Origin of the sequence: Myxococcus hansupus (assembly GCF_000280925.3) — a bacterium.
GTDB classification, from domain to species: domain Bacteria; phylum Myxococcota; class Myxococcia; order Myxococcales; family Myxococcaceae; genus Myxococcus; species Myxococcus hansupus.
This window is the reverse complement of the sequence record NZ_CP012109.1, coordinates 6,474,418-6,488,833: the sequence shown is the minus strand read 5'-3', so window position 1 is coordinate 6,488,833 and position 14,416 is coordinate 6,474,418. Positions and strand designations below refer to the sequence as shown.

At 67.8% G+C, this 14,416-nt stretch carries 14 protein-coding genes; 12 read left to right on the top strand and 2 right to left on the bottom strand.

All coding sequences use genetic code 11. The features are described 5' to 3' along the window. Positions 1-141: 141 nt before the first annotated feature. The 6 genes from A176_RS25195 (at position 142) to A176_RS25170 (ending at position 6,074) form a co-directional block, all read left to right on the top strand. Positions 142-1,584 (top strand): Ig-like domain-containing protein, encoded by a 1,443-nt coding sequence (locus A176_RS25195; RefSeq protein ID WP_002633076.1) that lies wholly within the window; start codon positions 142-144, stop codon positions 1,582-1,584. Positions 1,585-2,130: 546 nt separating this feature from the next. Further along, entirely contained in the window at positions 2,131-2,670 is a 540-nt protein-coding gene (gene pru / locus A176_RS25190) for a fruiting body development fimbrial-like coat protein PRU (protein WP_002633075.1), read from the top strand. Positions 2,671-2,988: 318 nt separating this feature from the next. Next, the gene (locus A176_RS25185) at positions 2,989-3,573 is read left to right on the top strand and encodes a tudor domain-containing protein (protein ID WP_044890980.1); all 585 of its coding nucleotides are present in this window, start codon (positions 2,989-2,991) and stop codon (positions 3,571-3,573) included. 175 nt (positions 3,574-3,748) lie between these two features. Then, positions 3,749-4,222 carry a DUF3592 domain-containing protein gene (locus A176_RS25180; protein WP_002633073.1) on the top strand — a complete coding sequence of 158 codons (474 nt, stop codon included), beginning with the start codon at positions 3,749-3,751 and terminating at the stop codon, positions 4,220-4,222. A 335-nt stretch (positions 4,223-4,557) separates the two neighbouring features. Then, positions 4,558-5,007, top strand: a complete 450-nt coding sequence (locus A176_RS39140; RefSeq protein ID WP_158513106.1) for a hypothetical protein — start codon at positions 4,558-4,560, stop codon at positions 5,005-5,007. Next, positions 5,004-6,074 (top strand): cytochrome-c peroxidase, encoded by a 1,071-nt coding sequence (locus A176_RS25170; RefSeq protein WP_002633071.1) that lies wholly within the window; start codon positions 5,004-5,006, stop codon positions 6,072-6,074. The genes A176_RS39140 and A176_RS25170 overlap by 4 nt, the downstream gene beginning before the upstream one ends. Positions 6,075-6,156: 82 nt before the next feature. Here the strand turns inward: A176_RS25170 and A176_RS25165 are convergent, their stop codons facing one another. Beyond that, on the bottom strand, positions 6,157-7,068 hold the full coding sequence (locus A176_RS25165) for a hypothetical protein (RefSeq protein ID WP_002633070.1): 912 nt from the start codon (positions 7,066-7,068) through the stop codon (positions 6,157-6,159). 119 nt (positions 7,069-7,187) lie between these two features. Further along, positions 7,188-7,910 carry a helix-turn-helix domain-containing protein gene (locus tag A176_RS25160; RefSeq protein WP_021781589.1) on the bottom strand — a complete coding sequence of 241 codons (723 nt, stop codon included), beginning with the start codon at positions 7,908-7,910 and terminating at the stop codon, positions 7,188-7,190. 160 nt (positions 7,911-8,070) lie between these two features. Between A176_RS25160 and A176_RS25155 the strand changes: the two genes are divergently transcribed. The 6 genes from A176_RS25155 (at position 8,071) to A176_RS25130 (ending at position 14,390) form a co-directional block, all read left to right on the top strand. Then, a complete protein-coding gene (locus A176_RS25155; RefSeq protein ID WP_044890982.1) occupies positions 8,071-8,898 on the top strand; it encodes an NAD-dependent epimerase/dehydratase family protein in 828 nt (275 codons plus the stop codon). A gap of 145 nt (positions 8,899-9,043) precedes the next feature. Beyond that, positions 9,044-10,060, top strand: a complete 1,017-nt coding sequence (locus tag A176_RS25150) for an alcohol dehydrogenase (RefSeq protein ID WP_002633067.1) — start codon at positions 9,044-9,046, stop codon at positions 10,058-10,060. A gap of 273 nt (positions 10,061-10,333) precedes the next feature. Continuing rightward, positions 10,334-10,885: an RNA polymerase sigma factor gene (locus A176_RS25145; protein ID WP_002633066.1), complete on the top strand. Its 552-nt coding sequence runs from the start codon at positions 10,334-10,336 to the stop codon at positions 10,883-10,885. After that, positions 10,882-11,652: a hypothetical protein gene (locus A176_RS25140; protein ID WP_002633065.1), complete on the top strand. Its 771-nt coding sequence runs from the start codon at positions 10,882-10,884 to the stop codon at positions 11,650-11,652. Before A176_RS25145 ends, A176_RS25140 begins: the two co-directional genes overlap by 4 nt. Further along, positions 11,649-13,244 (top strand): caspase family protein, encoded by a 1,596-nt coding sequence (locus A176_RS25135; protein ID WP_002633064.1) that lies wholly within the window; start codon positions 11,649-11,651, stop codon positions 13,242-13,244. The genes A176_RS25140 and A176_RS25135 overlap by 4 nt, the downstream gene beginning before the upstream one ends. Before the next feature lie 156 nt (positions 13,245-13,400). After that, complete coding sequence (locus A176_RS25130) at positions 13,401-14,390, top strand: hypothetical protein (RefSeq protein WP_002633063.1); 990 nt, start codon at positions 13,401-13,403, stop codon at positions 14,388-14,390. Positions 14,391-14,416 lie beyond the last annotated feature (26 nt).

Here is a 14,416-nt window from a genome sequence, read left to right as displayed (position 1 = left end):
CTTCGATTGGGAGATGGGGCGCCTGAAGTGACCTGCTTGGTTTGGAGGTGCTCCTTCTTTCATTTTGACGGTTGCGCCGAGCCCACGAACTGGCGCTCCATGTCGAGAGTGCCCATGTCGGGCTACCCGCGAGGAAGGTTCATGTCATACTTGCTTTCACGATGGCTCACCGCGCCAGCCGCCGCGTTGGTGATGGTGCTGGTCGCCAGCACCCTGGGCGCCTGTGGCGACAACGACCCGCCTCCGCCCCCCAGCGTTCCGCCGGTCGCCCGCGACGTCGCGGTCGAGACGGCGGAAGACACGCCCGTCGAGGTACGCCTGCAGGCCAGTGGCAACGGGGCGCTCACCTTCACCATCGTGGACGCACCGGACCACGGCACGTTGAGTGAGCTCGGCGCCGATGGCGCCATCACCTACACCCCCAGCGCCAACTACCATGGTGCAGATGCGTTCATCTTTCGCGCCACGGACAGCCGGGGGCAGCGCGCCCAAGCCACGGTGACCATCACCGTCACCTCGGTGAACGACGTTCCCACCATTTCTCCGGTGGCCGACCAGACCCTCCCCGCGGGCGGCAAGACGGGCGACCTGGCCTTCACCGTGGGCGACGTGGAGACCGACGCCGACAGCCTCTCGGTCAGCGCCACGTCCTCGAACACCGACCTGGTGCCCAACGACCCCGGTCATCTCGTCCTGGGCGGCTCCGGCTCCAGCCGCACCCTCGCTGTCGTCCCCGTGGCGAGCGCCAGCGGCTCCGCCACCATCACCCTTTCGGTGAGTGACGGCTCCGACACCACCTCCACCACCTTCAGGGTCGACGTCACCGCTCCTGCGAGCCTCTACTGGATGACGGCCTCCGGCTCGCTGTGGCGGGCCGACGTGATTGGCACGAACGCCATTGAGCTCGCGACCGGCATCAGCGGGGCGTCTTCTATCGCGGCCGACCCGGTGACCCGTACCCTCTTCTACTCGCGCGACAGCGCGATTGTTCGAGCGGACAGTGATGGGGCGAACCCGGTCACCATCGTGGCGAACGGGGGCTTCCCCAGCGGGCTGACGATCGATTCGACGAACCGCATGCTGTACTGGTCCGACTTCAACGGAAGCCGGGTCATGCGCGTCGAGCTGGATGGCGGCAATCCCACGCAGGTTGTGGGCGGCATCAACAGCCCGTCTGCCCTCGCCGTCGATGTGCCGAACGGAAAGGTCTACGTCATCACCTATAACAACACCCGACTGGTGCGGTTCAATCTGGACGGCTCCGAGTCGGAGACCGTCGCTTCAAACCTGGGTGGGCTGGGCGTGGGGCTGGCGGTCGATTCGAGCGGCGGGAAGCTGTACTACTCGACCCGGGGCAACAGCATCTATGTGGGCAATCTGGACGGCTCCAACATCATTCCCTTGGTGTCCAACCAGAACACGGTGCATGGAATTGCCATCGATGTCACGGCTGGGCGGCTGTACTGGGCGGACTGGCTGGGGACCGCGGTCCGGAGCGCCAATCTGGCCGACGGCGGGGATATCCAGGTCGTGAACGCGGGCAGCGCCAGGAACCTGGGGTTGACCTGGATGCCTGCGCCGTAACCCGCGGCAGGAGGCGCTTTCTGGAAGCAGCAGCTCGCCCATGGCGTCGCCTGGGCTGAGCTGCTGCTGCACAACGTCCGGACACGCCGGACGCCTCCGCGTGGATTGCGTCCGCCGTGCCCTGGTTCCTGTTCCGAGACACATCGACACCCTGGCGGTCCGCGTTCATCCCTTGGGGCATGTATGTGTTATCGGTTCGATGTCGCTGTGCGTGGAATCGCGAGGAATACCCTCACTGGGAATTCTTCTCCCACGTCACGGAAGGGGAGTTCTCCTTGGTGGGCAGGCGCCGCCCTTGGAATTGGCGTGCCAACGGATTTGTGTCGCCTCTGGTGCCTGTTCGCGTCCCCCTTCAGGGGGTGTGTGCATGTTTTTTCCATGAAATAGGCAGTGGTTTTCTTGCGCGTGCTGCCTGGAGTTGTGCGGCAGGCCTGCGTGCGACATGCACCACGGGGAGGGACGGGAAGGGCTGCTCCGGGGCTGGCGAGCGCGTTGCAATGCCCTGCCGCAGCCGGAATCAACCGGCCGCTCGACTGAGAATTAGCAATGAACGCAATCAAGACCGCCGTTGCCGCTGTCACCGCCGCCGCTTCCCTCGTCGCCTTCTCGCCCGCCGAGGCCGCCACCGCCACGGCCAACCTGAACGTCACCGCCAACGTCGGTGGCTCCTGCAGCATTGGCTCCGGCATTGGCGGCGGCACGCTGAACTTCGGCACGTACGACCCCATCATCGTGAACTCCGCGCTGGGCATCGACCTGTTCGGCACGGGCACGCTGAGCGTGCAGTGCACCCTGCTCGGCACTGCGGTCATCACCCTGGGCCAGGGCCTGTTCCCGGCCACGGGCTCGACCGCGGCGGCGCCGCTGCGCCGGATGCGCAACACGGCGTCGGCGGACTTCCTCTCCTACAACCTGTACCAGGACGTGACCCGCCTCATCGTGTGGGGCAACACTGCGGGCACGGGCCTCCCGTTCCTCGGCACGGGTCTTCCCGTCCCCGTGCTGGTCTACGGCACGGTTCCGCGTGGCCAGAACGTCCCCTCCGGCACCTACAACGACACGGTGGTCGCCACCATCACGTTCTGATTTGGATGTGATAGCGCATTCGTCTCCGTCTTGAGTTCTGGACTGGCTTCCAGGCCCCGGCGATGGGCGAATGTGGCTCGCAGCGACGCAGAACCTGGTCTTCTTCCCGTCCCTGTTGACGATGGAGTCCGGGGAGTTCCATCCCGCTCGGGTGGTCAGCTCCTCGGCTCCATAGGACACCGAACCCACCAGACCCGCGCGACGCCGATGCGAATCGGCGTGAAGAGGGCAGCCCTTGGCGCCATGCCGCAGCCGAGTCTTGACCCACCCTACGAATGTGTGGCGAGACATTGAAAGGCTGACGTAGGGTTCGTTTTCGTGAATCTCTTCAAATCCATGGTGGCGTTGTGTCTGCTGTCTCTCCTCTCGTGCTCGAAGGGTCAGCCCGAGCTCACGGCTGAGGACCTCGCGGGCGAGAAGTTTTCCGAAGGCGCGAAGGTGAAGGCGCCGCTGGGCAAGCGCAAGAAGCAGAAGGCCACGGTGCTCGAGGTCTACGGCAAGCTGGCCAAACTGCGCTTCGCCGACACCAACATCGGCTGGGCGCTGCTCAAGGACGTCGAGCCGCAGGGCGCTGTGTCCCACCCGCCCAAGGACGATACCTGTTCCGCCGCCGTGGGGGACCGCGTTCAGGCCCGATGGAGCACCGCCCGCACGTTCACGAATGGCACGGTCGATGAGGTGTACGGCAAGCTCGCCCACATCCAGTTCGACGACAAAGACGTGGACTGGGCGGTCTGCGCCGACCTGAAGCCGATGACGGAGTCTGACAGCGACGAAGGTGGTGGCTCCGAGAGCGGAGTTTCCGAAGCGGTCACCCAATGCAAGCGCGCGTGCAACAGCAACTGCAAGGGCGCCAAGAACAAGGCGAAGTGTGTGGGCGAGTGCCGCCGCGCCTGCGACTGAACCTCATTTCACGGCATCGCCGGCTTCATCCCGCGGGCGCTGGCTTCCAGTGCTTGCACGGGGTTGCGCGACGATGTCCCGGCGATATTCGGTGACGGCCGCCCCACTTCACGCAAACGCTGTTTCGGGTCGGCCTCCCCCTGCTTAGAGCGTGTGGCACGGGAGGCTGCACGGCATGTCCCACATCGCGGCACGTGTCTTGGGTGGGGTGTTCGTGGTGGTGGGGGTCTTCATGACCGTGGCGGTCTGGGGGAGCTACCAGCGGGACGTGCGCATCGTCCGTGAGGGGCGGGTCGCGGAAGGCACGGTGGTGAAGAAGATGTTCCTCGCGGGCACGGATGACAGCGAGTACGTGCTCATCTACGCCTTCACCCCCGTGGACGGCACCCAGCGGCTGGAACACCGGCGGAACATCTCCTCGACGCTGTGGAAACAGTTGCGCGTGGGGGACCGCATCCAGGTGGTCCATGGCCACAGCGACCCGCGCCGCAGCTTCCCGGAGGGGCAGGGCGTGACGACACCGGGACTGGCCCTGTTCATCAGCGCCATCGCGCTCTTCCACATCCTCCTCGGAGGGCTGGTGCTCTTCGCGAAGGCGGCGCCGGAAGCGTCTCAGGATGACTCTGGGGCGTCTCCCTCGTCATCCTGAGGCCGGCCCCGGGGGCGTTGGAGCCCCTCGCGAAGGCTCGCTCCGTCCGAGCCTGGCGAACCGCGGGGTGGCACGGCCGACGGTTCGTCCGAACGCGCCCCCCGCTCGTTCGAAGCGGAGAACGGTTGGTCGGAGATGGATGGCCATGCGCCGCGCCGCATGAGAGCCCATGGCTCATGGCGTTTGCGTACAAGACGAAGCTTGGTGGGTTCCTCGTGGCCGTCACGGTGGGAATGGTCCTCTTGGGGGCCGGTCGCGCGCACGCAGCGCCTGGACCCACCGATGATGGGAAGCGCTCCCCCGAGGTGACGTTGCGTGGCGGGGTCGTCTTCCCGATGTTCCTGATCTACGAAATCCCCGGACCGCTCGTGGGCGTCACGGTGGGATGGCAACTCGGACGCCATTTCCAACTGGTCGCCCAGGGAGAGGTCGGCGCGGTCTTCTTCGATGGCGCGCAGCGATATCTCACGAAGGTCGGCGGAGGAATTCGTGCCTCGCCATGGCCGAACTCACCGGTGTCCCCATGGCTTCAGCTCGGGGGTGGAGCGACGGGGCACGTCGAGCGCGTCAGTCTCGTGTTGCCCCAACGAACGGTGAGCGCCACCGATTTCGGCGCGGAGCTGACCGCCGACATCGCCATTGGAGTTCGAATCAGTCACCGTCTGGATGTCGGCGTGGGCTGGGACCACATCGTCCTGCCAGCATCGTTCTACAAGGTCTACACCGGCTCGGAGTCCCTCCCCAATCGAGGGTATGCGACCGCATGGCTCGGGGTGAAGCTATGACGTTTCGACCTGCGTTGTTCGCCGCGCTGCTCGTCGGCTGCACCTTGACGCCCGCGCAGAACGAGACGCTCTCTTCGCTCCCAACTCTCGTCCCCGCCCCCGCCGACAATCCGACCCGCCCGGAGGCTGTCGAGCTCGGGAGGGCCTTGTTCTGGGACCCGATTCTCTCGGGCAATCGCGACGTCGCATGCGCGACCTGTCACCATCCTGATTTTGGATACAGCGACGGGCTCGCTGTTTCGGTCGGCGTGGGCGGTCGGGGTGTAGGGCCAGCCCGCGCTGAAGGGCCCGGCGCGCGCGTTGGCCGCAATTCGCTGTCGGTGCTCTTCACCGCCTTCAACGGACTGACCACGGAAGGAATGGTCGCGCCCGAAGCGGCGCCGATGTTCTGGGATCACCGGACGGTTTCGCTCGAATCGCAGGCACTCGGACCGCTCAAGAACGCGCTTGAGATGCGGGGCTCGGCTTTCGCCGAAGACAAAATCCTCGACGAACTCGTGAGGCGACTCTCGGAGATTCCGGAGTACGTCGAGCTGTTCGACGCGGCGTTCGGCAATCAAGGCATCAGCGACACGACGCTCGCCAAGGCGATTGCAGCATTCGAGCGAACGCTGGTTCCGACCCCCACCTCGTTCGATCGCTATCTGGCGGGTGATGACAAGGCGATGACCCCCGCCCAGATTCGTGGCATGCATGGCTTTGTCGCGCAAGGCTGCGCGCGCTGCCATTCGGGGCCGATGCTGTCGGACTTCAAGCTGCACCGACTGCCGGTTGTGTCCGACGAGCCGGACCTCGGACCGGGAACGAGGGAGTTCCGGACGCCAACGTTGCGCATGATTACGCTCACCGCGCCGTATATGCACAACGGTTCCGTGAAGACGCTCGATGCGTCGATCGACTTCTATCACAACCTTGAAGTCACCGACCCGCTCCTCGAAGGGGACGTCGAGCCACCGCTCGGAGGTGGGGACGACCTGCGCGCATTCTTCGAGGCACTCTCCGACGGCACCTTCGACCGAACGGTCCCGGAACGTGTTCCAAGCGGGCTGCCGCCTGGCGGAAGGTGACGTTGGCGCCTCCGTGAATTCGACGCATGGAAGGGGGCGTGGCCCAGCCCGCCTGGGCCACGCCGTGTCTCCATGCGCGGCGCTATGGGGACGACGCAATCCTGTTCTCTCGCCCGCGCTCCTCGTAGTCGGGCCAGCCGAAGTGGCCTTCGTACTCCTCGACCCCCAGCTCCGCGGTGGGCGAGGCGCGCAGGGCCATGAACTGGCCGCTGTCCCGCATGTCGAGCAGCGTCGCGACGAGCATCTTCCCCAAGTGCTCCTCGAGGCGCGCGTGCGCCTCGGGCGTGCCCCAGGTTCCATCCTCGCGGGCCGCGAGTTTCGCGCCATCGAAGCTCACCAGGGACGGCCTGTGCTCCTTCACGTCGGCCCAGCGTGGGACGAGGAGCTCCGCGAAGCCGAAATGGGTCATCGCGTTGCCTCGTCCCGGCTCGGCCGCCGGGTCGAGGTCGAAGCTCACGTTCAGCGTCCCGTTGTCGGTGGAGTACTGGAGCTCCAGCCACTGGAGCGGCCGTTCATCCTGGACCCGGGCGAAGTCCTTCACGGCCTTGGCGAGGAACTTCGCGACGCGCTGGCGCTCCTTGCCCAGGTCCAGCGGGGCAATCTTCTTCTTCGGGGGAAGCTGGACGTAGTACGAGGCGCGGAAGGTCCCCTCGGTGCCCTCCCAGGGCGCCAGGGCGATGAAGGCCTCGGTCTCGTGGCCCTTCGCGTCTTTCAGCACCAGGTCACACCAATACGTCGGCTGCGGGTGCAGTCGCTGCGTGCGGAAGATGGACCACCGGGGCTGCACGAAGGGCTTCAGCGTCGCGCTCTTGACCTGAAAACCGTTCGTTCCGAGTCCTCGGATGAAGCTGTCGTTCTGACGGGGAGGGCCGTCCTCGGGAAAGTCGGGATGCTCGTGTGCCCGCAGACCGGACCAGTCACATGCATCGAACAGCTCGCGCCAGCGGTCCACGAAGGCGACCGCACCCGGGGGCGGGGGAGGAGAGGACGTCATGCGGCCGCTATAACTCAACGGCCGCGCGGGATGGGCGCCTCGTCGTCATCCAGAGACATGGCCTCGGGCTTGGGCGCCGGATGGGAGGCCCCGGCGCGGAGGGGCTGGCGAGCCCGGCGTCAGCCGAGCAGCGGCGCCGCGCGGAGCTCGCCGAGAAATCCCTGCGGCGTCATTCCGGTGAACGCGCGGAACTCGGAGATCAGATGCGCCTGGTCGTAGTAGCCGGCTTCGGCGGCGATGCTCGCCCAGGGGGCGTGTTCGTCCTCCGTCGCGGCGCGTAGCGCGTGATGGAAGCGGGCAAGCCTGGCGAAGGCCTTTGGGCTCACTCCGATGGTTTCCCGGAACACGCGACGGAGATGGCGCTCGCTCACGCCGATGTCGACAGCGACGGCGTTCACATGGGCGCTCGTCAGCCTCGCCGCTGCGACGAGGGCGAGTTGCGCGGGGGAGCGGCGTCCGTCCGCGAGTGCGAGGCGCTCAGCGATCGCGCTCTCCAGGATTGCAGCCGCATCGGCCGTGTCGCGGGTGTCGCCGAGTCGATCGAAGAGCCGCTGGGTCGCGGCATCGCCCCACAGCTCCCCGAGCGCGACGGGGCCCCCGGCAATCTCGGAGACCGGCACGCCGAGCACCGCCTCATGCGAACCCAGGTGAAGGCGTGCCGTCACGGTCCGTTGCCCGCTGCGAATGAGCTTTCGATGCACCCGCTGCCTTCCACCGAAGGCGTGTGCGTCCAGCCCCCGTCGTGCCGACGGCCCGAACCGAACGACGAGATGGACTTCCGGGCGCGGAATCAAAACGCCGGGCAGGTCGTGGTCGCGCTCGTCCACGAACAGCGCGGCCACGGCGGACGCGACCGATGCGCTCGGCGCAATGTGCCTGTGGTGAACGGGACCCGAATGCATGAGCTGACTTTGGCGCGCGCGCGGCGGTGGCGCAAGCGCCGGTGCACACGTGTCCGTTTTCTCCAATCTTCGACACGTCACGGATGGTTACGGTCCGCACATGAAAATCCTTGTCACCGGAGCGACCGGAAAAGTGGGAAGCCGACTCACCAGGCGACTCGCCGAAAGTGGCCATCAAATACGTGCCCTCGTGCGCGACCTGACTCGGGCTACCGCCCTCGACGAAGCCCGGGTCGAGCTCGCCCAGGGCGATCTGCTCGATGTGGACTCGCTTTCGTCCGCGGTGCGCGGCGTCGATGCCGTGGTCCACTGCGCCGCATTCTTCCGCGGCGCGACCCCCGAGCAAGCGCACGCGGTCAATGACGTCGGCACGCAGCACCTCGCGAGCGCCGCGCGTGCTGCTTCCGTGAAACGCTTCATCTTCACGAGCACCGGCTTGGTCTACGGCTCGAATGGTGGCCGCCTCGCCAGCGAGGATGCCCCCTGCGCGCCGACGGCGGCATATCCGGTGAGCAAGCTTGCCGCCGAGCGCTTCCTCCTTGGCGTCGAAGACCTCGACGTGCGCGTGCTTCGCCTGCCGTTCGTGTACGGCGACGGCGACCCTCACATCCCAGAGGTGGTCCCGATGATGCGAGGCTTTCCGGCGGCCCACCGCATGTCGATTGGCCACCACGCCGACGTCGCTCAGGCCGTCACGCGTCTGCTCGAGGCACCTTCGCCCGCGCATCGCATCTACAACGTCGTCGACGACGAGGCTCCCGACCTCGCCACGCTCTTCGCGTCGGTGGGCGCGCAGCCGCCTGATGGCTCGAACGCTGAGTTCGCCCGCGCTTTCGACGCGCTCCTGGATGGCCGCCGCATCCGGGAAGACCTCGGCTTCAAGCCCAAGTTCCCCCGCCTCGCCGACGCGCTCGCGGCGGGCGCATAGAAGAGACCTGGCTCGCGGAATCCTGGCACCGACATGGAGGCAGCCGCCCGTACGGCCGCCTCCTCAACGCGGGTTGCCCTGTCGTCTTCACTTCGGGGCCTGCCCATATTCACCCGCGTTCGTCACACCCACGGGGGAATGCACGATGGCCAGGAAGATGAAAGCGGTGCAGGTGAAGCAGGCGAAGGGCCCTCTCGAAGTCGTGGAGCGCGACGTCCCCGAGCCTGGCCCTGGACAGGTGCTCATCGCGGTGGACGCGTGCGGCGTCTGCCACAGTGATGCGATTACGAAGGAGGGGTGGATGCCCGTGCAGTACCCGCGGGTGCCCGGCCATGAAGTGGTGGGCCGCATCGACAAGGCGGGGCCCGGGGTGACGGCGTGGAAGGCGGGCCAGCACGTGGGCGTGGGTTGGCACGGGGGCCACTGCGGCCAGTGCCCCGCGTGCCGCGTGGGTGACTTCGTGACCTGCGACTTCCAGCAGATCTGCGGCATCAGCTACGACGGGGGCTACGCCGAGTACATGCTCGCGCCCCAGGAGGCCCTGGCCCGCGTCCCGGACGGGATGAAGTCCGAGGACGCCGCGCCGCTCTTGTGCGCGGGCGTGACGACGTTCAACTCGCTGCGGAACATGGGCGCGAAGCCGGGCTCGCTGGTCGCGGTGCAAGGCATTGGCGGCCTGGGGCATCTGGCCATTCAGTTCGCGCGCAAGCTGGGCTACCGCACCGTGGCCATTTCGCGTGGGGCAGACAAGCGGAAGCTGGCGGAGGAGTTGGGCGCCCATGAGTACATCGACACGGAGAAGGGCGACGTGGGCAAGGCGCTCCAAGCGCTGGGTGGGGCGCGCGTCATCATGATGACCGCGTCGAGCAGCAGCCTGGCGGCGGCCATGATTGGCGGCCTGGGTCGCGACGGCGTTCTGCTCTTGCTGGGCGCGGGTACGGAGCCGATTCCCGTCACCAGCCTGCAGCTCATCATGAAGCGTCAGCGCATCCAGGGGTGGCCCAGCGGCATTCCCCAGGACTCGCAGGACACCCTGGACTTCAGCGTGCTCACGGGGGTGCGCTCGCAGAACGAGGTGTTTCCCCTGGCGCGCGCTGGCGAGGCCTTCGAGCGAATGATGGGCAACCACGCCCGTTTCCGGGTGGTGCTCAAGATGCGATGAGCCCTACACGCAGGTGCGCCGGCTGCAGTTCGGCTCGGGGGCGGTGGCGATGCGGTATGTGCCCGGAAGGTAGCCCTCAGGCTGGTGCCCCTGGCCTGCTCGGATGCCGGGAACGCTTCGACGGCTTCCCGTCAAGCCTTGAGTAAAGGGCCCGGGAAATGTCCCACGGAATGAGGGTCATGCGTCTCGCTTCGGGGAGCGAGCCTCCCCCGTCGCCCGTACCGGGCGAGACTGGCGATGGGGCGGGTATCGACCCAGGGGTGAGGTCCGTCCGTGAGCAAGCCGGAGAGCGAGGTCGAGCAGACCGAGGGCTACTACCGTCGCTACGGCGAGGCCGTGCATCGGCGTTGTCTGCGGCTGCTCGGCGACGAGGCGCTGGCCTGGGATTCGACGCAGGAGGTGTTCCTGCGCGTCCACGCGAATCTGAAGCCGCTTCGCGCCGCGGGCTCACCGCTGTCATGGCTGCTCACCGTGACGGACCGACAGTGCTTCTCGGTGCTGCGCCGTCGGCGCACCGAGGCCACCTTCGCGCTGACGCGACTGGCGCCGCCTCCGGAGGCCAGCGCTTCCCCAGAGGCCGCGCTGGAGCGGTTGCTGGTGGAGGCGGACCTGGTGAGGCGCGTCCTCGCTCATTGCCCGGAGGACGTCCAGCGCGTCGTGGCCCACCGCTTCATCGATGAGCTGGAGCAGGAGCAGATCGCCACGCTGCTCGACGTCTCCCGCAAGACGGTGCAGCGCAAGTTGCAGACCTTCTTCGACACCGCGCGGCGGCTCCTGGACGTCGCCCCCCGTCCCGCGCCGCGAAAGGGAACGGCCTCCGCATGAGCCCCTCCTCCATTCCTCGCTTCCCGGGCGTGCCGGACCTTCTGTTGGAGCGCTACCTGTGCGACGACCTCTCCGCGGAAGAAGCCGAGCGCGTAGAGGAGGCGGTCCGTGTTTCGCCCGCGCTGGCGGCGTACCTCCGCGAGCGACGCGCCGAGAAGGCCGCATTCACCCTGGTGCGTCCCTTCGGTCCGCTGCGGGCGCGGCTGGAGACTCCCCCTCCGAGCCGCTGGCGCGGGCTCTGGCGTTGGAGCCAGCCCGTGCTGCTGTTGGGCGTGGTGCTCGCGGTGGTGCTGCCACGGTTCATCACGTTCGAGACGGTGGAGACGGTGCGTGTGCGCGGTGGCCTCACCGCGCGGGTGCTCGTCAAGCGAGGCGAGGTCGTCTTCGAGCAGGGACCTGGCGTGGTGCTGCGCTCCGGCGACCGCGTCCGTGTGGAGGTGGAGGACGCGAAGGGCGGCGTGCTCTACGTACTGGCGCTGAGTGAGCGCGGCCGCGTCACGCCACTCCAGGGTTTTCCCTCCACGGGCGGGGCGCTGACCCTGGGGCCGGGGCGGTGGGTGTTGCCCGGGAGTCTGGAGCTGGACGATGCGCCCGAGCAGGAGGCGCTGGTGATGGTGCTCGCGGACGACGCCGGCGAGGCACCTTCGCCCGAGGCCATCCAACGCTGGCTGGAGCAGGCGGCGCGGGAGGGGGACTTCCCACCGACACTCACGCCGCTGCCCGGCACCCGCCATGCCTTGCGTGCGCTGCCCAAGGAGCTGCCGTGAGCGCTCGAGACGCGCGCGTGCTCGGCGCGCTGCTCGTCCTGCTCTCCGTCTCGGTCGCGAGCGCGGAGAGCCGTTTCTCCATCAGCGTGGGACACAACCTGGGCCTGGACTCGGATGAGCCCCTGCGCTGGGCCCAGCAGGATGCCGAGCGCATGGACGCGGTCTTCGGCCAGCTTGGCGGCGTGCCCGAGGACCGCCGCCTGCTCCTGCGCGGCGAGTCGGTTTCGAATCTCCGGCTGGGCCTGGCGCGGATGCGAGGCCGCATCGAGGAGGCCCGGCGCGCCGGAGAGCGCACGTTGCTGTTCTTCTTCTTCTCGGGGCACGGAGACGAGGCCTCGCTGCGCGTGGGGGGCGAGGCACTCCCGCTGGCGGAGCTGCGGCGGCTGCTGGCCGAAGTCCCGGCCACCGTCACCGTCGCCATGCTGGATGCCTGTCACAGCGGCGCGCTCGTGCGTGGCCGGTCCAAGGGGTTCAAGTCCGCGCCCGCCTTCGATGTCTCGTTCCTCCGGCAGGTGGGGCCAGAGGGCCGCGTGTTCATCGCCTCCGCGGGGGCGCACGAGGTGGCGCAGGAGTCGGACAGCCTCCGGAGCTCGTTCTTCACGCACCACCTGATTTCGGGCCTGCGGGGCGCGGCGGATGTGGACGGTGATGGCCGCGTCTCGCTCACGGAGGCGTATGCCCACGTCTATCACCGCACGCTCGCGGGCTCGCATGCCTCCACGGCGGCGGTGCAGCACCCGGAGCTGTCCAGTCAGCTCGCGGGAGAAGGGGACCTGTTCCTCACCACGCTTTCGCGGTCCCATGCGCGGCTCGAGCTCCCCGCCGCGGTGGGAGACAGCGTGGTGCTCGTGGACGAGCGCACGCTACAGGTGATGGCGGAGGTGGCGCCTCGGGCCGAGGACCCGGTGAGCGTCGCGCTCCCCTCGGGACGCTACCGCGTGCAGGTGCGGCGCGGCTCCCAGGTTCTCTATGGCAAGGTGTACCTGCCCTGGGGCGAGACGCAGCGCTTGAAGCCCGAGTCGCTGGAGGTGCGCACGTTGGCCCTGCACCAGCAGAAGGGCGCGCTCCTGGAGGCCAGCACCTGGCGCCTTCAAGCAGCGCTGGGAGCGGGGCGCTCCTCGACACAACTGGGGGGCTGGGGACCGCAAGTGGGCGTGCTGCTCGTGCGCGAGGGCACCGGAGGATTGGGGGTGTCCTTCCTCGGGGGCCTCACGTTGGGCGCCACCCGGGGCGCCACGCCCGCGCAGAAGCTTTCGCAAGTGGAGCTGGGGCTGTGGAGTGGCCTGGGCCTGGCAGGCTCGGTGGGGCGCGTCTGGATGGGCGCCCACGCGGGCGTTGGCGTGTTGGGGCTGGCCCAGCGCGCGACGAGCCCGGATGCGGAGCGGCGCCGCGAGCTGGGTTTGCCCGCGTCGCGGACACGCACGGGCGCCGGAGCCGCCCTCCTCGCCACGCTCTCCGCCGAGGTGCCGGTGAGCGCGAGCACGGGCCTCTTCGCCCGGCTGGGCGGCCATGTCGCGTTGATGCGCGAGGACGAAAAGCTCAGGACGCAATTCGCACCACAGTTGATGTTGGGTTGCACCTGGGGACTGTGACGTCTGAAGGCGTGTCCCACGGCGCGCGGGTCGCGCGTCTCCTTGCTCGCATCGACCAAGCGGCCCGCGCGCTTCCGAAGCGAGGCGTGCGTGTCTCCCGGCTGATGCCTGTCACGTGACATGGGATTGCTCCCGTGGACCGAGAGGAGAGCCGACATGACGACGATGGGACGTGGTTTCTGGAAGTGGGGACTGCTGACGTTGGCGCTGGCGGGGTGTGGCGGGGTCCTGGGGGATGAAGCCGAGGACGAGCCCATGCTCACGCTCGAGGGCACGCTCCAACATACCGCTTCATTCGAGCAGGGCAATGCCGACCGGCTGCGAGCCGCGCTCCTCTGGACCACCTGGCCCAAGGTCGTCGTGGACTGCCTCCTCGCGGGAACGTCCCCGGGAGGCCTCGCCAATTGCCAGCGGCTGAGTCCCAAGTCGTCGTTCCACCACCCTGGCGTGGAGGTCCAGGTGAATGGCCGCTTCCCCAACACCTTCAGCATGCCCCTCCGTCGCCTGCCGGAGCCTGGGGCCCTGATGGGGGAGGAGGGCTCCTGGCTGGGTGTCGCCCAGGTGCTGGCCTACGTGGATGGCAACGGCAACAAGAAGTTCGACCGGGTCTCGAACGAGGACATTTCCAGCACGGACATCGTCGTCGGGTTTCAGGAGGGCTACGCCGAAGACGCGACGGAGAACTCCAGCATCATGTATCGCGAGGGCGCGCTCCACCCGATCTTCAACAAGATGTTCCCGAACTGCCCGGAGATTCCCCAGGGGTACTCCGTGCTGACGGTGCGCTACACGGAGACCTCCGAGGAGTGCTTCCTGACGACGCGCAAGGTGGACCTGAACATCATCCTGGAGTCGCGCGGCTTCCTCCAGGAACTCGCTTGTTCGCAGCCCAACTTCCCGGCGCTCATGGACACGGTGCGCGCCTCGACCCAGGGCCCGCCTCCGCCGGGGAGCACCCAGCGCTGCGGCACGTATGTGTATTCCGTGTCGCGCCTCGAGCAGGTGCTGTATGTGAATCCGCATCCGGAGCGCTTCTGCTCCACCGCGAACACGGTGGCGTATACGTTGCGTGACTACTGGGACGGCACCTGGGATGACCGGGGCGCGCCGCCCTCCTGGTGGCCCTGCCCGGTGACCGCCCCCTGATGTAATGGCCGCGAGAAGGGCAGACA